Origin of the sequence: Nocardia sp. XZ_19_369 (assembly GCF_015355715.1) — a bacterium.
Classification (GTDB): Bacteria; Actinomycetota; Actinomycetes; order Mycobacteriales; family Mycobacteriaceae; genus Nocardia.
This window is the reverse complement of the sequence record NZ_JACVED010000005.1, coordinates 388,318-410,268: the sequence shown is the minus strand read 5'-3', so window position 1 is coordinate 410,268 and position 21,951 is coordinate 388,318. Positions and strand designations below refer to the sequence as shown.

The following is a 21,951-nucleotide window of genomic DNA, read 5'->3' as shown; positions in this document are numbered from 1 at the left end:
CCTACGCCGCTGCCTCGCGCGTCGCCTCCATCGGGACGCGCCGGGTGGCGCGCAGGCAGTTCAGCACCAGCGGCAGCAGCCAGAAGGCGGCGGACTGGTCGTAGGACAGTTGGGCCGCCGAGAGCCGGTTGTGCACGAAGCCGACCGAAAGGCCCAGGCGCGGTTCGGCCCAGCCGAAGGAGCCGCCGAGACCGATGTGGCCGAATCCGGCGCGGGCGCCCGGCATCGGCAGCGAGTGGTAGCCGAGTCGCCACATCATCGGCGCGTAGAACAGAGCGCTGTCGAGCCGGTAGGTCTGAATACGGCGCACCGCCTTGATGGTTCGCGGGCTCAGGTACGGACGGCCTTCCACCACACCGTCGTTCGCGAGTGCGCCGTACATGGTGGCCAGCGCCGGGGCGGTGCAGACACCGTTGCCCGCGCCGAGTTCGGTCTGCAGGATCGGCGGATCTTCGCCCTCCAGAATGGTTTCCAGGCCGGGCAGGAACAGGCAGCGCGTCGCGGCACCGAGGGCGCCGGGGATCAGGTGGCTGCGGCCGAGCACCATTGCGCCGACCGGTTTTCCGATCGAACTCAGCTGGGAACCCGCCAGCGGCGCATAGGTGGTCTTCGCGGAATCCGGTGGGGTGCCGAGGTGGATGCCGTCGATACCGAGCGGCTCGGCGACCTCCGTGCGGAACAGGTCCGCCATGCCGCGGCCGGTGATCGCGCGGGCCAGGCCCGCCATCAACCAGCCGAAGGTGAGCGCGTGGTAGGCCGGAACACCCAGCAGGCGATCAGGTTTCGCGGCGGCGAGGCGCTGCTCCATCAGTTCGTGATCGAGCACGTCGTGCATGCCGGTGGCGAGCGGGGCGAGGGCGGACAGGCCCGCGCTGTGCGTCATCGCTTGGCGCACGGTGATTTTGCTCTTGCCGTTGGCGCCGAATTCCGGCCAGTACTCGGCGACCGGTGCGGTGTAGTCGATCAGCCCCCGGTCGGCGAGCCGGTGGATGACGGTGGCGGTGACGCCCTTCGTCGCGGAGAAGATGATCGACCCGGTGTCCTGGGTCCACGGGGTGCCGCCCCCGGATCCGGTCCAGATGTCGAGCAGCGGCTCGCCGTGCAGGTGCACCGCCAGTGCGCCGCCCGCGCCGCGGCGGTGTCCGAAGGTCCTGGCGAAAGCGCGTACCAGCGGGGCGAATTCGGCGGTGGCGCTGCCACCCATTCCGGACGGGATCGGCGCTAGATCCCCCGTAGCGTCGTTGCTCATCTTTCTACGGTAATGGCGGCGGTCCCGCCCGGCAACGTGTCTGTCTCGGACAGTGCGGTATCGTGACTTTCCCGCAATCGCATTCGGGGGGCTCTGTGCGGATTTCGACGGCCGCGAGCCGGTTTCGTTATCTGTCCGCGAGGATTGCGAACGAGTGAGCGGGAATTGTTGTCGACGAAGGGCCTTCGGTCGGCGGCTCCCACGACAGCAGCGGGAAACCGGTGACCGGCACGGTGACCTGGTCTTCGGACAGATTGCACACCAGCTTCAGCGCGCCGCGATGCACGACGATCCAGCGGGCGCTCTCGTCGTAGTCGACCGAGGTATGCGACAGCCACGGGTCGGTGAGCTCCGGGCGCTGCCGACGCAGGGCGAGCAGCTTGCGGTAGCACGACAGTAGCCGGAGGTGGCGGGATTCCTCGAGCTCGGCCCAGTCCAGTTTCGAGCGCAGGAACGTCGCCGGGTCCTGCGGGTCGGGTACCTCCTCGGCGCTCCAGCCGTGGTCGGCGAACTCGGCTTTGCGGCCGTCCGCGGTGGCGGCGGCGATCACCGGGTCGGTGTGCGAGGTGAAGAACTGGAACGGGGTGCGCGCGCCCCACTCCTCCCCCATGAACAGCATGGGCGTGTAAGGCGAGCACAAGACGAGGGCGGCTTTGATCGCCAGTTGGCCGTCGGTCAGATAGGCGCTGGGTCGGTCGCCGATGGCGCGGTTGCCGATCTGGTCGTGGTTGCAGGTGTAGGCGAGCAGCGCGGCGGCCGGGGTCACCGCGGCGTCTATCGGGCGGCCGTGGGTGCGGCCGCGGAAGCTGGAAAACGTTGCGGCGTGGAAGAATCCGTGCGTCAGCGTGTGCGCCAGGCAGCGCAGTGAACCGAAATCGGCGTAGTAGCCCTGTCGTTCACCGGAGACCGCGGTGTGGATGGCGTGGTGCAGGTCGTCGTTCCACTGCCCGGTCAAGCCGTGGCCGCCCGCGGCGCGCGGGGTGATCAGGGTGGGGTCGTTGAGGTCGCTCTCCGCGATCAGGGTGAGCGGCCTGCGCACGTGGGCCGCGAGACGCGTTGTCTCGGTGGCGAGTTCGGCGAGTAGGTGGGTGGCGGTCCGGTCGACCAGCGCGTGTACCGCATCCAGTCGCAGCGCGTCGATGTGGAAGTCGCGCAGCCAGCGCAACGCATTGCCGATGATGTGCGCGCGCACCTCGTCCGAGTCGGGTCCGTCCAGGTTGAGGCTTTGGCCCCACGTGTTGCGACCATCGGTGAGGTAAGGCGCGAATCTCGGCAGATAGTTGCCGGACGGGCCGAGGTGGTTGTAGACGACGTCGAGCGCGACCGCCAATCCTCGGGCATGGCAGGCGTCCACGAATCGCTGCAACCCGTCGGGCCCGCCGTACGGTTCGTGCACCGCATACCAGAGCACTCCGTCGTAGCCCCAGTTGTGCGGCCCGTCGAATGCATTCACGGGCATCAGCTCGACCACGGTGACCCCGAGCTCCGCCAAATGATCGAGGTGCTCGATCGCCGAGTCGAACGTCCCTTCCGGCGTGAACGTCCCGACATGCATCTCGTAGTACACCGCGCCCGCCAACGGCCGCCCGGTCCAGTTCGCATCCGTCCATACCGAAAGATCCAGCCGATGCAACGCCGACCGCCCGTGCACCCCGTCGGGCTGCCGCGGTGACCGCGGATCCGGCAGCACAGTCGGATCCTCATCGATCAAGAACCCATACCGAGCCCCCTCCGCAGCCGTCACCTCCACCCGCCACCAGCCGCCGGCACACCGGTCCATCGAATGAATCGCACCATCCAGGTCCAACCGCACCCGCTCCGGCAGCGGCGCCCACACCTCGAACAAGGTCACCAAGCCAGCATTCCACGCCCGCATGCCCGGTGCCCGTGTGCAACTCGCCACCCGCCGCGCAGCCGAGGCTCGAGCGGCGTCGATCCGCCAGGCTCGCACAGGTCAGCGACCCGCCCCGTGCGCGTTGACTCGACGGCTATGCCGCACGATCCGCAGCGGTAGCCGCAAGGTGGGCAGCGGTGATTCCGGCGGCGCTGATCAACAAGCTGCTGAGGTACTCCTGCCCTGTTGGCACGATCTGGTCGCAAGTGGTCCGGCCCAAGGAACCTCGCGACTCGGGTGCAGCCCGCAAGAGGTTCACCGCTCAGCGGTCGGACAACCGGGGGTGGCAGCTACCGAGGTTCGACACCACGGCCGCCATGCGTGGCAGCGGAAAGTGGATTACCGGGAGACCGCTACGCCCAGGGATTGGGCGCCGAGGAATCGGGGGGCGTCTTCGGCGTAGAAGACGTCGATGTCCTGGATGTCGAAGCCGGCGGTTGTCAGCAAACCGCGGATGTCGCGGTTGAGGTTGCAGCCGCCGCACAAGGTTTTCTGCACGGGGTTCAGCCGGTTTTGCCATACCTGGACCTTGGCGTCGGGAGCGAGCCCGTGCTCGACGAAATGCAGGGTGCCGCCGGGGTTCAGTACTCGGCGGAGCTCGGCGAGCGCGGTCGCGACATCGGGGATCGTGCACAGCGTCCACGTCGACACCGCAGAGTCGAAAGTGTTGTCCTCGAATGGCAGCGACTGCCCATCCAGCCCCGAGCGCTCGATCGGCACCTTCGATTCGGCTACTCGTTTTCCAGCCAACCGCCACCCGAGATCGGCAGGCTCGACCGCACTGACCGCCGCCACCGTCTCCGGATAGAACGGCACATTCAACCCCGACCCGAACCCGATCTCCACCACCCGACCGGTCAGCCCCGCACACACCCGCTCCCGCAGCGGCTGATTGAACCGCATCCCACAGGCCACATCGACCAGCCGCGGCACAATCCGATCTCCATAAAAGCTCACCAGCCCACTGTCCCAGCCCCAACCCACCCGCGCCACACCTGACCTCGGCACCGCCCAAACCCCGCCCACCTGCCCCGAGTTGTCCGCGCCCGGGCAGCCCGCATGCAAATCCCGTCGTCGCAACCGCGACGGCTCACCGCGTCACGGAATGGCGAGTACCAGCTTCAATGCAGTGTTGACCGCCATGATGGTGGCCGGCGATACCGTGCCGAGCAGCACTGTGAGCTCGTCACGCCGCAATTGCTGCACATCATCGGTGGCGATATGACCGACGAGCGGGTCGGCGTTCGACAGGGGAACCATGGTCGGCAGGCTTGCGAACTTGTCCGTTGAGGTAATGCGAACCGCCAGCACGCGAGACAACTCTCTATTTCTACGGTTGTTCGAAACGATCAACCACGGTTTGGCACCGTGGCCGATGTCCGCACGATAGATCTGGCCGCGTACCGGAGCGCCGATTGTCATCCGGGCATCACCTGATCGACCTCGTCGGCGTACCGCCGCCGCCGCTCTTCGGCTTCTGCCTCGTCGTGGATCTCCGGCCACACCGCGGCGAGCTGCCGATAGCCCTGATCCAGCGCCTCGTCGATCAGAACCTGAGCACCGATCGACATCAATACGCGGATCACCGTCGCTTCGGAGGCGTCGGGGGTGAGCTCGTAGCCGAGATGGGCGGCGAGGGATTCGAATAGCAGCCACTCGGCCCCCTTCCGGTCGCTCAGCGTCGCCAAGGTGCGTTCCTCCCGCTCAGTGAGCGTCAGAGTCGTTCGTCTGGTCATGCATCAGATCGTACATCGATATCGATGCAATGACCATCATCAATTAGTGATGCACTATTGCGCATCACCATTTTTGAAACGATCAGTGCAAAACTGTGCTAGCGTCGTCCCCATGCCACGACCGAGACAGTTCGACGAGGAGCGGGCAGTGGACGCCGCGATGCGGGCGTTCTGGACCGCGGGCTACGAGGCGACCTCGACCCAGGATCTGTGCGACGCGACCGGACTCGGCCGCAGCAGCATCTACAACACCTTCACCAGCAAGCACGACCTGTTCGAGCGAGCGTTGCGCCGCTACATGACGACCAAGAACGCCGCGACCTTCGCACTGCTCGACGGTGACGAATCCGCGAAGGACAAGATGCGAGCACTGCTGTGGCAGGTCGTGGACGCCCCGGAGGAAGACCCACTGGGCTGCCTGGTGGTCAATTCGATGATCGAGCTCGCGCCGCGCGATCCGGAAGTGGCCGCGGCCCTGCGCGACGATCAGCGCCTGCGCCTGGCGGCGCTACAGACGGTGCTCGAAACCGGCAGGCGCGCAGGGGAAATCGACAAAGCCAAGAGTGCCGAAGCATTGGCGCACTTCATCAACGCCACCATCTCGGGAATGCGGGTGGCGGCCCGCGGCGGCGCGGACCGTGCCGCCTTGGCAGCCGTCGCCACCACCGCACTGAACGCCCTCTGACCCAACACATCTGGTTGGGCCACACCTTTCCCTGCGCCAATTTTGAACCGAATGATCCAAAACTAGAGAGGTACCCGATGCCGTTCGCCGTCTACATCCTGGGCTTGTCCATCTTCGCCCAGGGCACCTCCGAGCTGATGCTCTCCGGCTTGCTCACCGAGCTGTCCGCCGACCTCGGCGTCACCATTCCGCAAGCCGGACTGCTGATTTCGGCGTTCGCACTCGGCATGCTCGTCGGCGCGCCGGTGCTCGCGGTCGCCACGCTGCGCCTGCCGCGGCGCAGTGCCCTGCTCGCGTTCCTCGCGGTGTTCGTCGGCGCCCACGTCGTCGGCGCGCTGACCTCCGACTACTGGGTGCTGTTCGCGACAAGAGCAGTCGGCGCCTTCGTCTACGCCGGATTCTGGTCCGTCGCGGCGACCACCGCCATCGGCCTGGTCCCCGCGAACGCACGCGGCAAAGCGATGAGCATCGTCGCCGGCGGTCTCACCATCGCCACCGTCGTCGGCCTGCCCGCAGGCACCGTGATCGGCCAGCACCTCGGCTGGCGTGCCGCATTTTGGACGGTCGCGATCATGTCCGCGCTGGCAATGGTCGGCGTGCTCGCCAAGATCCCCGCAGGCCGCGCGACCACGACGCCCGACCTCCGAAAAGAACTGCGCAGCATCAGCAATCCCCGCCTGTGGCTGTCCTACAGCACCACCGCGCTCGCCACCGCCGCCCTGATGGTCAGCTTCGCCTACCTCGGCGCCCTGCTGTCCCAAACCACCGGCCTCACCGATGGCTGGATCCCGGTCGTCCTGGCGGTCTACGGCGTCGGCAGTTTCCTCGGCATCATCATCGGCGGCCGCACCGCCGACGCCCACCCGGTCCGCACCCTCTACGTAGGCATCACCGGCCTGATACTCACCTCGGTTCTGCTAGCCCTGACCGCCGAACACCCCGCCCCCGTAGTCGCCCTCACCTTCCTGCTCGGCGCCTTCGGCTTCGGCACCAACCCCACCCTCAACAGCCGAGTCTTCAACCTCGCACCCCAAGGCCCCACCCTCGCCCCCGCCTTCAACGTCTCCTCCTTCAACATCGGCATCACCCTCGGCCCCTGGCTGGGCGGCCTGGCCATCGCCGCCGACCTCGGCTACGCGTCGGTCGCCTGGATCGGCGCCGCCATCGGCCTAGCCGCCCTGGCCACAATCACCTGGGAACAACACCTCACCCCCCGCCCCACCCCAACCCACACCCCCCAACCCGAACTAGTCCACTAAACCCAACAGCCGCACCCACTCTCGGGATCCGCACCCATTACGGACCCCCCAAGCGAGTGCAAGTCCCGAGAAAGGGTGCAACTTTCCCCACCCCGACCACCTTTCATGATCAACAAGACATGACGGCAGCCCTCCTCCCACTGAGCCGGCACCACTCATGAAACCCTCCCCCTTTGCCATCCGCGCACCCTTTTCATAAGCCGCACACCCGCTATAGAGGGTGTGCGGCTCACACAAATGGTGCGCACCCTCCCCCCAAGAATCACCTTTGATGATCAACGGGACATAGTTGCGGCACCGTGCGAGTAGCGCCAGCCCATGTCCCGCCGATCATGAAAACCCAACGCCCACACCTACCCCGCCCTGAAACAACGCCCGAAAACAGCACCACAGCCAGTCCCCCCACTCCCAACCGCTGCTTTTCACAACCCAAGCCGCGGAAGAGAAAGCCGGGAACCCCACCTCACGCGCCCAGCACTATCCGGCATCCCACAAAGCGTCAAAAACGCAAGGACAGCAGACCCGAATCATCACTGAGCGCAACAACCGCCGCACAGCTCAACCCCGCCGAAGCACTCCCGAACACAACAGTTCCCCGAACCACCCACCTCATCCCCCACCGACTCCCATACTGAACCCGGAAGCGTGCCTGATCGGAAAAGGGGCCAGCATTGTAACTGGCTGGGCATTGCCCATACAGGTTCGAATCCTGTCGCTTCCGCTAAACGGCCAAGCACCCCGGCCCGAGCAACGCCTTCAAATCACCCATCAGCGCCGACGACGGTGTAACCCGCAAACTGTCATCGAGTTTCAACAACGTCGTCTTCTCCCGAGCCCCCACATGCCGAACATGCACATCGGCGGTACCGGGATGCCGCGAAAGAATGCGCTTGAATTCGCTGATCTTGTCCGGCGTACACATCCGAGTGGACATCACCACCGCAAGCGGCTTGGCAACGCCGATCGATGACAGGTCCGGCACGGCAAGATCGTTGGCGATCAACGAGATCCGGTCGTCGCGCACCGACACCCGTGCCTTCACCAGCACCACCGCGTCCTCGACCACGTCCATGCCGTACACCGAGTACGCCTGCGGGAAGAACAGCACCTCGATGCCACCGGCCAGGTCTTCCAACTGCGCCGACGCCCACGCCAGGCCGTTCTTGTTGATCCGCCGGTTCACCGAGGCGAGGATGCCGCCGACGGTCACCTGGGTGCCGTCCTTGATGTCACCTTCGAGGATCGCCGGGATCTGCGTATCCGATTGCGCCGCAAGAACATGCTCGACGCCGTTGAGCGGATGCCCGGACACGTACAGGCCCAGCATCTCGCGCTCCAGCGCCAGCTTGTGCTTGGACTCCCACTCGTCGTCGGGCACCTTCACGTTGAACACCGACGACACCGACTCGTCGGCGTCCACCCCGCCGAACAGATCGAACTGCCCGATCGCCTCCGCCTTCTTGGTGGACATCACCGCATCGATGGCGTCGGAGTGGATCAGCAGCAGCCCCTTGCGCGGATGCCCGAGCGAGTCGAATCCGCCTGCCTTGATGAGGGATTCGGTGACCTTCTTGGTGCAGGCCACCGCGTCGATCTTGTTCAGGTAGTCGGAGAAGTCGGTGAACTTCGACTTCTCCTTGCGCGCGGCGATGATCGAGGACACCACGTTGGCGCCGACGTTGCGCACCGCGCCCAACCCGAACCGGATGTCCTTGCCCACCGAGGCGAAGTTCAACTCGGACTCGTTGACGTCCGGCGGCAGCACCGTGATGCCGAGGCGGCGGCAGTCCGACAGGTAGACCGCGGCCTTGTCCTTGTCGTCACCGACGGAGGTGAGCAGTCCGGCCATGTATTCGCCCGGATAGTTGGCCTTGAGGTAGGCGGTCCAGAACGAGACGAGACCGTAGCCCGCGGCATGCGACTTGTTGAACGCGTACCCGGCGAACGGAAGGATGGTGTCCCACAGCGCTTTCACCGCGGCCTCGGAGAAGCCGTTGGCGGTCATGCCCGCGTGGAAGCCCTTGTACTCGGCCTCCAGCACCTCGAGCTTCTTCTTACCCATGGCCTTACGCAGCGCGTCGGCCTTACCCATCGAGTAGGAGGCGACCTTCTGCGCGATGAACATGATCTGCTCTTGGTAGACGATCAGACCGTAGGTCTCCGAGAGGATGTCCTCGAGCGGTTCCTCGAGCTCGGGGTGGATCGGCGAGATCGGCTGACGGCCGTTCTTGCGGTCGGCGTAGTCGTTGTGCGCGTTCATGCCCATCGGGCCGGGGCGGTACAGCGCGAGCACCGCGACGATGTCGTTGAAGCCGGTCGGCTGCATGCGGCGCAGCAGGTCGCGCATGGGACCACCGTCGAGCTGGAACACACCGAGTGTGTCACCGCGGGACAGCAATTCGTAGGTGGCCGGGTCGTCCAGCGGCAGGGTGTCCAGGTCGAGGTCGACGCCGCGGTTGGCCTTGATGTTCTCCATCGCGTCACCGATGACGGTGAGGTTGCGCAGGCCGAGGAAGTCCATCTTCAGTAGGCCGATGGCCTCGCATGACGGGTAGTCCCAGCCGGTGATGATGGCGCCGTCCTGGGCCCGCTTCCACACCGGGATGGTGTCGGTGAGCGGTTCCGAGGACATGATCACCGCGCAGGCGTGCACACCCGCGTTACGGATCAGGCCTTCCAGTCCGCGGGCCGTCTCGTAGATCTTCGCGACATCGGGGTTGCTGCCGATGAGTTCGCGGACCTCGGCGGCTTCCTTGTACCGCTCGTGGTCGGGATCCATGATGCCGGACACCGAGATGTCCTTGGCCATGATCGGCGGCGGCAGCGCCTTCGAGATCTGGTCGGCGATGGCGAAGCCCGGCTGACCGAACAGCACTCGCGCCGAGTCCTTGATCGCCGCTTTGGTTTTGATGGTGCCGAAGGTGATCACCTGGGCGACCCGGTCGCTGCCCCACTTCTCGGTGGCGTAGCGGACCATTTCACCGCGGCGGCGATCGTCGAAGTCGATATCGATATCGGGAGCGGACGGACGCTCCGGGTTCAGGAACCGCTCGAACAGCAGACCGTGCGGAATCGGGTCGATATTGGTGATGCCCAGCGCGTAGGCGACCAGCGAACCGGCCGCCGAACCACGGCCCGGACCGACCCGGATGCCGACCTCTTTCGCGTGCGAGACGAGGTCACCGACGACGAGGAAGTAAGCCGGGAACCCCTTCTGCTTGATGACGTCGAGCTCGAAGTAGGCGCGCGTGTAGTACTCGTCGGGCACCCCGTCGGGGAACCGGCGCGCGAGACCGCGGTCGACTTCCTTGCGCAGGAACGAATTCTGGTCGTCGCCCTCGGGCACCGGGAACACCGGCATCCGGTCGCGGAAGGCCCAGACGTCGTCGTAGGACTGCACCCGCTCGCCGATGGCCACGGTGTTGTCGCAGGCGCCGGGCACCTCCGAGTCCCACAGCGCGCGCATCTCCTCGGCGGACTTGAGGTAGTAGCCGTCACCGTCGAACTTGAACCGGGTCGGGTCACTGAGCGTCTTGCCGGTCTGAATACACAGCAGCGCTTCGTGATTGGTCGACTGATCCTTGGTGACGTAGTGGCAGTCGTTGGTCGCGATCGGCGGGATGCCGAGCTTCTTACCGACCTCCAGCAGTCCCTCGCGGACCCGGCGCTCGATGGACAGCCCGTGGTCCATGATCTCCAGGAAGAAATTCTCCTTGCCGAAGATCTCCTGCCACTTCGCCGCCGCCTCCAGCGCTTCGCGATCGTGGCCGAGGCGCAACCGGGTCTGCACCTCACCAGAGGGGCAGCCGGTGGTCGCGATGATGCCCTCGGCGTACTGGGCGATGATCTCCTCGTCCATCCGCGCCCACTTGCCGAGCTGACCTTCCAGCGACGCCAGCGACGACAGCTTGAACAGGTTGCGCAGCCCCGTCGCGTTCTCGGCGACCATGGTCATGTGCGTGTAGGCGCCGGAACCGGAGACGTCGTCGCCCTTCTGGCTCGGATCGCCCCACAGCACGCGCTTGGTGTCGAACCGGGAGGCGGGCGCGATGTAGGCCTCGATGCCGATGATCGGCTTGATGTCGGCCTTCTTCGCCGAGTTGTAGAACTCGGAGGCGCCGTACATATTGCCGTGGTCGGTCATCCCGACCGCGTTCATTCCCAGCCGTTTCGCCTCCGCGAACAGGGGCGAGATCTTAGCTGCCCCGTCGAGCATGGAGTACTCGGTGTGGTTATGAAGATGCACAAACGATCTAGACGACGAGGCTGGCACGTCAAAAGAGCTTGCCTGCCTGGGACTGCGAAAACAAGCCACCACGCGGGCGTTACGACCAACTCGAAGTAGAGTTTCGCGATCCCGCTGGTGGCGGTGATGATAGCGATGCCGTGGGCGGCGTGTCGGTGGCAAAAGTCACCAGGGCGTGTCTCGCGACGCACCGCAGATGCGTCCGAATTCCGCTAGCAGCGCTCCGGTCGCGGTACCCCCACCGTCTGAATTTCGGCCCCGAACCAATCGGAGTCGAGTGCTCTCGGACGCAACCCGCTGCCCCCAGAATCGATGGCAACCTCCTGCGGTTACGACCCTCGAAAGCGGGCACGCCCACAGCAGATTCAACAGATACGAGTGTGCCAACCCATCGAGGTACTGATGAAGTCGCTCAAAGCACTGTTCGCCATCCCCGCTGTTCTCGCCGCCGCGGCAGCCGCCTTGGTCGCCACCGCGGCGCCCGCAGCAGCCCAGATCGTCGACCCGTTCGAGAGTGTCTACTCGCTGACGCAGGGGCTGTGCGTCGCGCAGGTGAGCTCCTCGGTCGTCAGCAACGCCTACCCGGAACACGCGGGCTTCACCGTGGCGACCAGCATGTACGGCGTCGGCGGCTGCAGCCTGCCGCTCACGCTCAACTGGCGCAACGTGGACACCGGTGAGACAGGCACGTTCACCGTGACCGCGCAGGGCCCCGGATATTGGAGCAACAGCGGACGTTCCGCACTGTTCCGCCCGGGCATCGGCAAGTTCACCGCCACGCTGACCGTCGGCGCGGCGCACATTCCGGAGCCGGGCACGGCCGAGTTCTGGGTCGACCGCTACGAGGGTTGAGCCGACCTCCGGCCTGCACTTGCCGCCGGACGCCATAATCACCGGATGAACGCGCTACCGGTGTGCCGGTTTCCGAGGCCACGATGACGACCACCGTCGTCGCCCTCGTCGTCTCCGCGGCGCTGATCGCCGGAGCGCTGGTGATCTGGCCCCGAACCCGCCGGGTGGTGACTACACCCGCCGAGCGCGCGGTGCATTCCGCGCTGCACACCGCCTCCCTCGCGGCGATTCCGTTGCGGCGCGGGCTCACCGAGCAGTCGGCGCAGGAGTCCGCGCCACACCTGCGAATGCTCACCGGCGCCGAGGCGCTCGGCGTGGCCGACCCGGACGGCACGCTGCTCGCCTGGGACGGCCCGCATGCCGAACTCGCCGAGCACTTCACCGATGCGGCCAAGCGCGCCGTCGCCGGGGAACGCCCGGTGCTGGTCGCCGGCCCCGGCAGTGGCGAGCACGCGGGGCGGACGCTGATCGCGCAACCGCTGCTGATCGACAGCACCGGGGTGGCCGGGGCGATCGGCGTGGTGACGACTGGTCAGCCCGGCCCTGGTTGGCTCGGCGCGGTTGCCGAGGTGGCCCGGTATGCCTGCGGCCAGCTCGAATTGGCCGAACTCGACGCCTCCCGGGCCCGGCTGGATCGCGCTGAAGTGCGCGCGTTGCGGGCTCAGATCAGCCCGCACTTCATCTACAACGCGCTCAATACCATCGCCTCGTTCGTGCGCACCGACCCGGACCGGGCCCGCGAACTGATCCTCGAATTCGCCGACTTCACCCGCTACTCGTTCCGCGCCGCAGGCGAATTCACCGTGCTCGCCGACGAACTGCGCAATATCGAGCGCTACCTCGCCCTCGAACGCGCCCGCTTCGGCGACGCGCTCGACGTGCGCTTGCAGATCGCACCGGAGGTCCTCGGCGTCGTGCTGCCGTTCCTCGCCCTGCAACCCCTCGTCGAGAACGCGGTCCGGCACGGCCTCGCGGGCGCCACCCGCGGCGGCACCGTGAGCATCACCGCCACCGACGCGGGCACCGACTGCCTGATCAGCGTCGAGGACGACGGCGTCGGCATGGACCCCGAGCTGCTGCGCTCCGGCGCCCTCGACGCCATCGAAACCGGTAGCGGCCCAGCGGGTTCCGGCGAGTCGGCGCACGTCGGCCTGTCCAACGTGGACGATCGACTGCGCGCCGCCTTCGGCAACGACTACGGCCTCATCGTCGAAACCGCCCCCGGCGCGGGCACCAAGGTCTCCCTGCGAGTTCCCAAGTTCCGCGCGGGCATCCAAGCATGACTCCCTGCGCACCGACGACACCTCCGCACCGGCGGGTGGGGATCGGGCCGAGCGTCGGAACCGATTGCTTACGATGGAGCGGTTGTGACCCGGACCACTGATAAAGGGGCCGGTACCTTGCGCGTGCTGGCCGTCGACGACGAAAAGCCTGCTCTGGACGAGCTGGTGTATCTGCTGCGCGCCCAGCCTGGTGTCGGCGAGATCCATCACGCGGCCGACGCGACCACCGCGCTGCGGATGCTGCGCGCACACGCGGTCGACGCGGTGTTCCTGGATATCAACATGCCCGGCCTGGACGGTATGGAGCTGGCCGGCATCCTGTCGGAGTTCGCGAATCCGCCCGCGGTCGTCTTCGTGACCGCGCACGACGACCGGGCGGTGGCCGCCTTCGATCTCGGTGCCGTCGACTACCTGCTCAAACCGTTGCGCGAGGAACGGCTCGCCGAAGCGGTGCGCCGGATCGCCGCCACCCGAGGCACCCCGGCGCCCGTCGCCGACGAACCCAGGGCCGATCCGAGCGAGGTCATCCCCGTCGAGCTCGGTGGCGTGACCACGCTGGTGCCCCGGTCGAGCGTCAGCTGGGTGGAGGCGGACGGCGACTACGCGCGCCTGCACACCAGCGCCGGTTCGCACCTGGTACGGATTCCGTTGTCCGCGTTGGAGTCCCGGTGGCAGGACGCGGGATTCCTCCGCGTGCACCGGTCTTACCTGGTCGCGCTGCGCCTGGTGACCGGCTTGCGCACGGTCGGCACCGGGACGGTCGTGTGCCTGCGCGCCGACGGCAATGCCGGCGCGGTGGAACTGCCGGTCAGCCGCCGGCAGGTGCGTGAGCTGAAACAGCGTCTGGTGCACGGCCCCCGGCAGCAGTGGACCGGCCAATGACCGGACCGCAGCACCGGCCGACCCGGCAGCGCGTTGTGCTGTCCGAACGGCGCGGCGCACGACGTGTGCGCACCCGCGTGGAGGTGGCCGAGCAGACCGAGATCGGTGAGGCGCTGATCGGCGGCCTGATCCGGGCCCAGCTCGGGCTCGCGCTGCGGCTCGGCTTGGTCATCGTTGTCGTATTGTGCGCGCTCCCTGTGTTTTTCGGGATCGGCTCGATCGGCTCGACCGTGGTGTTCGGCATGCGCCTGCCGTGGCTGCTGCTCGGCGTCGCGGTCTACCCGCTGCTATACCTGGCCGGGCGGTTGTACGTCCGCCTCGCCGAACGCAACGAACAGGACTTCCTCGACCTGGCCGAGGACTGACATGAGCAGCCATCCGGCAGACGGAGCCGCACACCTTTCGATTTCCCGCATACCGAATCGCATGCGAATCCGTGTGCGCCAAATCAAAAAGTGTGCGGCTGGGGCGGGGGTGCGGTGACGGCGGGCTCTGTGCCGGTGCTGACGATGCTGGCGTTGATCTTCGCCGCCCTCGCCACCGTGGCGATCGGCGCCTACGGGGTTCGCTTGGCGCGCACCACCTCCGACTTCCTCGTCGCCTCCCGCAGCGTCCGGTCCGGCTGGAACGCGGCGGCCATCTCCGGTGAATACCTCTCGGCCGCTTCCTTTCTCGGCGTTGCCGGGCTGATCGCGAAGTACGGGGCGGACGCGCTGTGGTACCCGGTGGGTTTCACCGCCGGATACCTGTCGCTGCTGCTGTTCGTCGCCGCACCCTTGCGACGGTCAGGTGCCTACACGGTGCCCGACTTCGCCGAATTCCGTTTGGGCTCGGTCCGACTGCGCAGGCTGGCCGCGATCGTGGTGGTGCTCGTGTGCGCGGTGTATCTGATTCCGCAGTTCCAAGGCGCCGGGTTGACGTTGCATACGTTGCTCGGCGTGCCCGACTGGGTGGGCGCGGCGGCGGTGGGCTCGATCGTGATAGCGAACGTGGCGGGCGGCGGCATGCGGTCGATCACGCTGGTGCAGGCGTTCCAGTACTGGTTGAAGTTGACCGCGGTGGCGATTCCGGCGCTGGTGCTGCTCGGCCATTTCTTCGCCGCGGACCAGCAGCTCGGCGCGCCCGCTCCCCCGGTGGTCACCGAGCGCACGGTGGTCGACGTGCGCACCGCCGTGGTGGTGCAGGTCGCTGCGCCACAACAGGTTTCGATCACCGGGACACTCGACGACCGCCCGGTGGGCGGTCAGGTGCTGCTGGCCCCTGGTGCGCACAAACTGTCGGCGGGAACCGAATTGGTGTTGGAGGCCGGAGCCGCGGTGCCGGTGGTGGCCGGTGCACCCGCGAACGGCGCCGAATGGCTGGAGCCGGGCGGCGGCTTCGGCGGCACTCATCCGACGTACCAGGTCTATTCGCTGATCATCGCGACCTTCCTGGGCACCATGGGCTTGCCGCACGTGCTGGTGCGCTTCTACACCAATCCGGACGGACGGGCCGCGCGAGCGACCGCGCTGGCGGTGATCGGGCTGGTCGGCGTGTTCTACCTATTCCCCGTGCTGCTAGGGGTTTTCGCGCGGCTGTACGTGCCGCAGCTGCTGATCACCGGCACCTCCGACGCCGCCGTCGTGCTACTGCCGGGCTCGGTAGTCGCTGGTCTGCCAGGACAATTGCTGGCCGCGCTGGTCGCAGCAGGTGCGATCGCGGCGTTCCTGTCCACCTCGTCGGGCTTGCTGGTGAGCATCGCGGGCGTGCTCAGTACCGACATGCTGCGCGGGCGGATCCGCGACTTCCGCGCGGCCGCGGTGGTCGCAGGCGCTGTGCCGCTTGCCCTTTCGCTCACGGTGGCCTCGCTGGACCTGTCCCGCACGGTCGGTCTCGCGTTCGCGGTGGCCGCCTCGACGCTGTGCCCACTGCTGGTCCTCGGCATCTGGTGGCGGGGCCTCACCGCGGCGGGCGCGGCGGCCGGGCTGATCGCCGGCGGGCTGGCCGCCGGTGGCGCGACGGTGGTTTCGGTGACCGGCGGGCTGTCCGACGAGGTGGCGGGCGGCTGGCCCGCCGCACTGCTCGGCTATCCCGCGGCGATCAGCGTCCCGCTGGCGTTTGCGGCGATGATGCTGGTCAGCAAGGTGACTCGCGGGCCGGGCCCGCGCCGGGTCGGCCACATCTTCGTGCGCATGCACGCCCCCGAACGGCTCGGCATGGGCGCCGACCGCGAACGCAGCCTGCGCTCGAACTGAGCCGGCGCACCGGACCCGACCGTTCGTCGCATCGAAGCAACCGTTCACCGCACAATCGGCCGCCTTCCCGGAGTGACCCAGGCCACATCATTCTTTCCTCATGAAGGCCTGGCTACGGTGCTGAACAAGTAAGCCATGTCACAAGCTAGGACGACCATGACAAGTACAGAACTCGACGGCAGCGCCCCCCGGCGCACGCCGAGTGCAGACGAATTCGTCGAAGTACAAGCCAGCCCGGACTTTCAAGAGTTACGAAACCGACTGCGCCGCTTCGTATTTCCGATGACCGCCCTGTTCCTGCTGTGGTACCTCAGCTATGTGCTGCTCGGCGCCTACGCGCACGACTTCATGGCGACGAAGGTCTTCGGCAACATCAACGTCGGATTGCTGCTCGGCCTCGGGCAATTCGTCTCCACCTTCGCCATCACCGCGCTCTACGTCCGGTTCGCCAACCGGGAACTGGATCCGCGCGCGGCGGCCATCCGCAACCAGCTCGAGGGGGGCCACGCGTGAATCACGTCAGCACCTACGCCGCCGCTGCCACCATCGGCAACCCGGTCGCCAACATGGCGATCTTCGGCGTCTTCGTCGCGATCACCATGGTCGTCGTCATCCGGGCCAGCCGCAGCAATGCCACCGCCGCCGACTTCTTCACCGGCGGCCGCGGCTTCTCCGGACCGCAGAACGGCATCGCCATCGCGGGCGACTACCTTTCCGCCGCAAGCTTTCTCGGTATCGCGGGCGCCATCGCGGTGTACGGATACGACGGATTCCTGTACTCCATCGGGTTCCTCGTCGCCTGGCTCGTCGCCCTGCTGCTGGTCGCCGAAATGCTCAGGAACACCGGCAAATTCACCATGGCCGACGTGCTGAGCTTCCGGCTCAAGCAGGGTCCGGTGCGTACCGCCGCGGCGTTGACCACCCTCGCGGTGTCGCTGTTCTACCTGCTCGCGCAGATGGCAGGCGCCGGTGGCCTGGTCGCGCTGCTGCTCGACATCTCCGACAAGACCGGCCAGGCCGTCGTGATCGCCGTGGTCGGCGTGCTGATGATCGTGTACGTGCTGGTCGGTGGCATGAAGGGCACCACCTGGGTGCAGATCATCAAGGCCGTGCTGCTGATCGCGGGCGCCGGGCTGATGACGGTCATGGTGTTCGCCAAGTTCGGCTTCAACCTGTCCGACATCCTGGGTTCGGCGCAGCAGCATGTGTCCGACTCGACGAACAAGGGTGTGGCCGCCCGTGACGTGCTCGCGCCCGGCGCGCAGTACGGCGGCAGCGCCACCTCGAAGATCAACTTCCTGTCTCTCGGTCTGGCGCTGGTGCTCGGCACCGCGGGTCTCCCGCACGTGCTGATGCGCTTCTACACCGTGCCGACCGCGAAGGAGGCGCGCCGGTCAGTTGTGTGGGCGATCGGTCTGATCGGCGCGTTCTACCTGTTCACCCTGGTGCTCGGCTACGGTGCGGCGGCGATCGTCGGCCCGGACCGGATCCTGGCCGCGGCGGGCGGGCAAAACTCCGCGGCGCCGCTGCTGGCGTTCGAACTCGGTGGCGTGATCCTGCTCGGCATCATCTCCGCGGTCGCGTTCGCCACCATCCTCGCGGTGGTCGCGGGCCTCACCATCACCGCGGCGACCTCGTTCGCGCATGACATCTACGCCGGAGTCATCAAGAAGGGCAAGATCGATGACGACAAGCAGGTGCGGGTCTCCCGGATTACGGCCGTAGTGATCGGCGTGCTCGCGATCGGCCTCGGCATCCTCGCCAACGGCCAGAACATCGCGTTCCTGGTGGCGCTGGCGTTCGCGGTGGCCGCGGCGGCGAACCTGCCGACCATCCTGTACTCGCTGTTCTGGAAGCGGTTCAACACCACCGGCGCACTGTTCAGCATGTACGGCGGCTTGATCTCCACCATCGTGCTGATCGTGTTCTCCCCCGCGGTGTCGGGCACCAAGACCTCGATGCTGTCCAACTTCGATTTCGACTACTTCCCGCTGTCCAACCCCGGAATCGTCTCCATCCCACTGGCTTTCGTGCTCGGCATCGTCGGGACCTTGCTCGGCAAGGCCGACGAGAACCCCGCCAAGGCCGCCGAGATGGAGGTCCGCTCGCTCACCGGCGTCGGCGCCGAAAGGGCGGTGGTGCACTGACCCCTGTCGGATAGTCGTTGTCCCCCTTGCTCTCTCGTTAGGAGATATCGCGTGACCAGCGCAACCACCGATGCCCGCGACACCACACCGGTGTCCTACCCGCCCAGCGAAACTTTCGTTGCGACGGCGAATGCCGATGCGGACCTCTACGACCGCGCGGCAGCGGATCGGCTGGAATTCTGGGCCGAGCAGGCGCACAGGCTGTACTGGGAACAGCCGTGGACGCAGGTTCTGGACTGGAGTGGCGCGCCGGTCGCGCAGTGGTTTGTCGGCGGCAAGCTCAACGTCGCTTACAACTGCGTCGACCGGCACGTGCTGGACGGGCACGGTGACCAGGTCGCCATTCACTGGGAAGGCGAGCCCGGCGACTCACGCGATATCACCTACGGCGAACTCCGCGACGAGGTGTGCAGGGCGGCAAACTATTTGACAGAGTTGGGGCTGCGCGCGGGCGATCGGGTCGCCATCTACATGCCTATGGTCCCCGAGGCCATCGTGTCGATGCTGGCCTGCGCCCGGCTCGGTCTCACCCATTCGGTGGTGTTCGCCGGCTTCTCCCCCACCGCGCTACGTCAGCGGGTGGACGACGCCGGGGCACGGCTGGTGATCACCACCGATGGGCAATGGCGGCGCGGCACGGCGGCACCGCTCAAGGCGGCCGTCGACGAGGCGCTCAGTGGTGCGCCGTCGACCGTCGAGCACGTTCTCGTGGTGCGCCGCACCAACATCGAGGTGCCGTGGACCGAAGGTCGCGACCTGTGGTGGCACGACACCGTCACCGATGCCTCGCCGGAGCACGAGGCGCAGGCGTTCGATGCCGAGCACCCGCTGTTCATCCTCTACACCTCGGGCACCACCGGAAAGCCCAAGGGCATCCTGCACACCTCCGGCGGCTACCTCACCCAGGCGTCCTACACCCACCACAACGTCTTCGATCACAAAGCAGGACAAGACGTCTACTGGTGCACCGCCGACATCGGCTGGGTCACCGGACACAGCTACATCGTCTACGGACCACTGTCCAACCGCGCCACCCAGGTGATCTACGAGGGCACGCCCAATTCGCCGGACGAGCACCGGCATTTCCAGATCATCGAAAAGTACGGCGTCAGCATCTATTACACGGCGCCCACCCTGGTGCGGACCTTCATGAAGTGGGGTCGCCAGATCCCCGACGCGCACAATCTGTCCAGCCTCCGGCTGCTCGGCTCGGTCGGCGAGCCGATCAACCCCGAAGCCTGGCGTTGGTACCGAGAAGTCATCGGCGGCAACCGGACTCCGATCGTGGACACCTGGTGGCAGACCGAGACCGGCGCCATCATGATCTCGCCGCTGCCCGGCGTCACCACGACCAAGCCCGGTGCGGCGATGGCACCGCTGCCCGGTATCTCGGCGAAGGTGGTCGACGACGACGGCATCGAACTCGGCCGCGGCGCCGCCGGACTGCTGGTGCTCGACCAGCCGTGGCCGTCGATGCTGCGTGGTATCTGGGGCGACATGGAGCGTTTCCGGACGACCTACTGGGACCGATTCGCCGGTGACGGTTGGTATTTCGCCGGTGACGGGGCCAAGCTCGACGCCGACGGCGACCTCTGGGTGCTCGGCCGGGTGGACGACGTGATGAACGTGTCCGGCCACCGGATCTCCACGGCCGAAGTCGAATCCGCGCTCGTGGGGCACCCGGCCGTCGCCGAGGCCGCGGTCGTCGGTGCCACCGACGAGACCACCGGTCAGGCCATCGTCGCCTTCGTCATCCTGACCGCCGAGGGCAAGGACACCGGCGACGCGCTGGTCACCGAGCTGAAACGCGCGGTGTCGCAGGAGATCAGCCCCATTGCGCGACCGCGTGAAATCCATCTCGTCCCTGAGCTGCCCAAAACGCGCAGCGGCAAGATCATGCGCAGGCTGCTGCGCGACATCGCCGAGGGGCGTGAGCTGGGCGATACCTCGACCTTGGTCGATCCCAAGGTTTTCGAGGCTATCGCCCGCGGGTAGCACCCGCTCCCGCGACGGACCCGGCCACCCGAAATGGCGATGAGGGGACGGGTCCGTCGCTCAGGGAATCGAGGTCATGCCTGATCAGGCGGCCAGCGGTTACGCTTTCGGTGTGCGAGTCACCGAGCTTCGCCTGTCCGCCGTCCTCCTGTTGATCGCCGCCTGTCTGCTGGTCGGCGCGCCAGGGGCACAGGCGCAGATCGATCGGCGCTGCTTCACCAACGACGCGGGCACCCGCTGCTACTACCTGCATGTGCCGCCCGGTGTGGCCGCGGGCAAACCGCTCATGGTGTATCTGCACGGGTGCGACGATCCGCTCACCCACCCCCGGCCGTCCGGCTTCTCGCTCACCCGGGTGGCCGACGAGATGGGTTTCGTGCTCGCGTATCCGCTGCAAGATCAAGCAGCGAACCGGCAGCGGTGCTGGAACTGGGACAAGGCCGAGAATCAGCAGCGCGATCAGGGTGAACCGTCCATCATCGCCGGGATCACCACCGCGCTGATCGAGGAGTTCCAGCTCGATCGCGCCCGCGTCTACCTCGGCGGCTACTCCGCGGGCGGCGCGACGGTCACCAACCTCGGCGCCACCTACCCCGACCTGTACGCGGCCATCGCCCCCATGGCGGGCGCACCGTATCGAACCAAGCTCGACGGGCAGGCGATCATCGACGCGATGGGCCCCCGCGCCCGCCCGATGCCCACCTTCTTCCTGCAGACCCTCTTCGACCAGATCAGCAACATCGTCATCGGGCGCACCAACCTCGCCCAATGGCTCGCGGCCGACAACCTCGCCGACCCGGGTTCCGCACCCGCACTACCGACCAGCACCCAGGTCCTCGTCCTCGGCCCCGGCCTGCCGATCCCCCTCACCGTCGAGCACTACGCCAGCCCCCGCGGCTGCGAACTGGCCCAATTCACCACACCCCTGCTCGCCGAGCACGCCCTCGGCGCAGGCCTGCTCCAGCAAGATCACGGCATCGAAATCCAACGCAACCTCATGCGTTTCCTCCTCGCCCACCGCATGCCCCCACCAGCCCAAACCTGCTGAAACTCCCAAACCCCCAGCGCCCCACCAAGATCCCCCGCACAATCCGAGGTTTCCGATCCAATCAGCTTGGGGTAACCCACCTAACGGCGGACCCGGCCACCACAGCGTTGAGGGGGGCCGGGTCTGCCGCCGACCCCGCTACGTCAGATCGTCCGTCGTCCAACGCTTCTGGCAACTCCCGCCGAGGCCGGTCGGGTCAGGACCGAGACGAACCAATTCCTGAACTATCTCCGAGGCGGGAATCCATTGCCGTCGCCGAGGCATGGGGACGATCTTCGCTATTGGACGGTGGTCCCGCCAGACTTCGATCTCTTCACCCGCTTCGACGCGGCGCAAGACCTCTGCGGTGTGATCGCGGAGGTCTTGGGCTGACAGTGCTGTCACGCTACGACTGTAGCGCTCGCGACGGTCGTGGCAGTGGCGCATTTCTGCGGATGCCAC

General features: G+C 66.9%; 18 protein-coding genes and 1 tRNA gene. 12 read left to right on the top strand and 7 right to left on the bottom strand.

Annotated features, from left to right (window positions below):
- Nucleotide 1: 1 nt before the first annotated feature.
- The 5 genes from IBX18_RS20780 to IBX18_RS20760 form a co-directional block, all read right to left on the bottom strand.
- Nucleotides 2-1,249: a serine hydrolase gene (locus tag IBX18_RS20780; RefSeq protein ID WP_194835237.1), complete on the bottom strand. Its 1,248-nt coding sequence runs from the start codon at nucleotides 1,247-1,249 to the stop codon at nucleotides 2-4.
- 127 nt (nucleotides 1,250-1,376) lie between these two features.
- Nucleotides 1,377-3,101 carry a malto-oligosyltrehalose trehalohydrolase gene (gene treZ, locus IBX18_RS20775; protein ID WP_194835236.1) on the bottom strand — a complete coding sequence of 575 codons (1,725 nt, stop codon included), beginning with the start codon at nucleotides 3,099-3,101 and terminating at the stop codon, nucleotides 1,377-1,379.
- Between the two features lie 381 nt (nucleotides 3,102-3,482).
- Nucleotides 3,483-4,100: a class I SAM-dependent methyltransferase gene (locus IBX18_RS20770; protein WP_194835235.1), complete on the bottom strand. Its 618-nt coding sequence runs from the start codon at nucleotides 4,098-4,100 to the stop codon at nucleotides 3,483-3,485.
- 141 nt (nucleotides 4,101-4,241) lie between these two features.
- Nucleotides 4,242-4,565 (bottom strand): type II toxin-antitoxin system PemK/MazF family toxin, encoded by a 324-nt coding sequence (locus tag IBX18_RS20765; protein ID WP_228541443.1) that lies wholly within the window; start codon nucleotides 4,563-4,565, stop codon nucleotides 4,242-4,244.
- Nucleotides 4,562-4,879: a hypothetical protein gene (locus IBX18_RS20760; RefSeq protein ID WP_107661287.1), complete on the bottom strand. Its 318-nt coding sequence runs from the start codon at nucleotides 4,877-4,879 to the stop codon at nucleotides 4,562-4,564. Before IBX18_RS20760 ends, IBX18_RS20765 begins: the two co-directional genes overlap by 4 nt.
- Nucleotides 4,880-4,991: 112 nt before the next feature.
- Between IBX18_RS20760 and IBX18_RS20755 the strand changes: the two genes are divergently transcribed.
- From IBX18_RS20755 to IBX18_RS20745, 3 genes are all read left to right on the top strand, one after another.
- Entirely contained in the window at nucleotides 4,992-5,564 is a 573-nt protein-coding gene (locus IBX18_RS20755) for a TetR/AcrR family transcriptional regulator (RefSeq protein WP_194835234.1), read from the top strand.
- A 77-nt stretch (nucleotides 5,565-5,641) separates the two neighbouring features.
- The gene (locus IBX18_RS20750) at nucleotides 5,642-6,823 is read left to right on the top strand and encodes a Cmx/CmrA family chloramphenicol efflux MFS transporter (protein ID WP_194835233.1); all 1,182 of its coding nucleotides are present in this window, start codon (nucleotides 5,642-5,644) and stop codon (nucleotides 6,821-6,823) included.
- A 639-nt stretch (nucleotides 6,824-7,462) separates the two neighbouring features.
- Nucleotides 7,463-7,544, top strand: a tRNA-OTHER gene (locus IBX18_RS20745).
- On the opposite strand, the gene dnaE is transcribed toward IBX18_RS20745, so the two are convergent.
- Complete coding sequence (dnaE, locus tag IBX18_RS20740) at nucleotides 7,545-11,096, bottom strand: DNA polymerase III subunit alpha (RefSeq protein ID WP_306796340.1); 3,552 nt, start codon at nucleotides 11,094-11,096, stop codon at nucleotides 7,545-7,547.
- Nucleotides 11,097-11,471: 375 nt separating this feature from the next.
- Here dnaE and IBX18_RS20735 point away from each other — a divergent pair, with 375 nt between their 5' ends.
- The 9 genes from IBX18_RS20735 (at nucleotide 11,472) to IBX18_RS20695 (ending at nucleotide 21,510) form a co-directional block, all read left to right on the top strand.
- A complete protein-coding gene (locus IBX18_RS20735; RefSeq protein WP_194835231.1) occupies nucleotides 11,472-11,921 on the top strand; it encodes a hypothetical protein in 450 nt (149 codons plus the stop codon).
- A gap of 83 nt (nucleotides 11,922-12,004) precedes the next feature.
- Nucleotides 12,005-13,204: a sensor histidine kinase gene (locus IBX18_RS20730; RefSeq protein WP_194835230.1), complete on the top strand. Its 1,200-nt coding sequence runs from the start codon at nucleotides 12,005-12,007 to the stop codon at nucleotides 13,202-13,204.
- 84 nt (nucleotides 13,205-13,288) lie between these two features.
- Nucleotides 13,289-14,086: a LytTR family DNA-binding domain-containing protein gene (locus tag IBX18_RS20725; protein ID WP_107655192.1), complete on the top strand. Its 798-nt coding sequence runs from the start codon at nucleotides 13,289-13,291 to the stop codon at nucleotides 14,084-14,086.
- Entirely contained in the window at nucleotides 14,083-14,451 is a 369-nt protein-coding gene (locus tag IBX18_RS20720) for a hypothetical protein (RefSeq protein ID WP_194835229.1), read from the top strand. Before IBX18_RS20725 ends, IBX18_RS20720 begins: the two co-directional genes overlap by 4 nt.
- 144 nt (nucleotides 14,452-14,595) lie before the next feature.
- Complete coding sequence (locus IBX18_RS20715; protein WP_194835477.1) at nucleotides 14,596-16,320, top strand: cation acetate symporter; 1,725 nt, start codon at nucleotides 14,596-14,598, stop codon at nucleotides 16,318-16,320.
- 156 nt (nucleotides 16,321-16,476) lie between these two features.
- Nucleotides 16,477-16,833, top strand: a complete 357-nt coding sequence (locus tag IBX18_RS20710; protein ID WP_107655190.1) for a DUF485 domain-containing protein — start codon at nucleotides 16,477-16,479, stop codon at nucleotides 16,831-16,833.
- A gap of 53 nt (nucleotides 16,834-16,886) precedes the next feature.
- Nucleotides 16,887-18,467, top strand: coding sequence for a cation acetate symporter (locus IBX18_RS20705; RefSeq protein ID WP_194835476.1), 1,581 nt, complete (start codon nucleotides 16,887-16,889; stop codon nucleotides 18,465-18,467).
- 51 nt (nucleotides 18,468-18,518) lie between these two features.
- Nucleotides 18,519-20,462, top strand: a complete 1,944-nt coding sequence (acs, locus tag IBX18_RS20700; RefSeq protein WP_194835228.1) for an acetate--CoA ligase — start codon at nucleotides 18,519-18,521, stop codon at nucleotides 20,460-20,462.
- A 76-nt stretch (nucleotides 20,463-20,538) separates the two neighbouring features.
- Complete coding sequence (locus tag IBX18_RS20695) at nucleotides 20,539-21,510, top strand: PHB depolymerase family esterase (protein WP_194835227.1); 972 nt, start codon at nucleotides 20,539-20,541, stop codon at nucleotides 21,508-21,510.
- 138 nt (nucleotides 21,511-21,648) lie between these two features.
- On the opposite strand, the gene IBX18_RS20690 is transcribed toward IBX18_RS20695, so the two are convergent.
- Entirely contained in the window at nucleotides 21,649-21,936 is a 288-nt protein-coding gene (locus IBX18_RS20690) for a type II toxin-antitoxin system Phd/YefM family antitoxin (RefSeq protein WP_194835475.1), read from the bottom strand.
- Nucleotides 21,937-21,951 lie beyond the last annotated feature (15 nt).

Coding starts and splice junctions, on each gene's coding strand:
- IBX18_RS20780 (WP_194835237.1), bottom strand. CDS start 1,249: ATGAGCAACGACGCTACGGGGGATCTAGCGCCGATCCCGTCCGGAATG.
- IBX18_RS20765 (WP_228541443.1), bottom strand. CDS start 4,565: ATGACAATCGGCGCTCCGGTACGCGGCCAGATCTATCGTGCGGACATC.
- IBX18_RS20760 (WP_107661287.1), bottom strand. CDS start 4,879: ATGACCAGACGAACGACTCTGACGCTCACTGAGCGGGAGGAACGCACC.
- IBX18_RS20755 (WP_194835234.1), top strand. CDS start 4,992: ATGCCACGACCGAGACAGTTCGACGAGGAGCGGGCAGTGGACGCCGCG.
- IBX18_RS20750 (WP_194835233.1), top strand. CDS start 5,642: ATGCCGTTCGCCGTCTACATCCTGGGCTTGTCCATCTTCGCCCAGGGC.
- IBX18_RS20735 (WP_194835231.1), top strand. CDS start 11,472: ATGAAGTCGCTCAAAGCACTGTTCGCCATCCCCGCTGTTCTCGCCGCC.
- IBX18_RS20730 (WP_194835230.1), top strand. CDS start 12,005: ATGACGACCACCGTCGTCGCCCTCGTCGTCTCCGCGGCGCTGATCGCC.
- IBX18_RS20720 (WP_194835229.1), top strand. CDS start 14,083: ATGACCGGACCGCAGCACCGGCCGACCCGGCAGCGCGTTGTGCTGTCC.
- IBX18_RS20715 (WP_194835477.1), top strand. CDS start 14,596: ATGCTGGCGTTGATCTTCGCCGCCCTCGCCACCGTGGCGATCGGCGCC.
- IBX18_RS20710 (WP_107655190.1), top strand. CDS start 16,477: ATGACAAGTACAGAACTCGACGGCAGCGCCCCCCGGCGCACGCCGAGT.
- IBX18_RS20705 (WP_194835476.1), top strand. CDS start 16,887: ATGGCGATCTTCGGCGTCTTCGTCGCGATCACCATGGTCGTCGTCATC.
- IBX18_RS20695 (WP_194835227.1), top strand. CDS start 20,539: ATGCCTGATCAGGCGGCCAGCGGTTACGCTTTCGGTGTGCGAGTCACC.
- IBX18_RS20690 (WP_194835475.1), bottom strand. CDS start 21,936: ATGCGCCACTGCCACGACCGTCGCGAGCGCTACAGTCGTAGCGTGACA.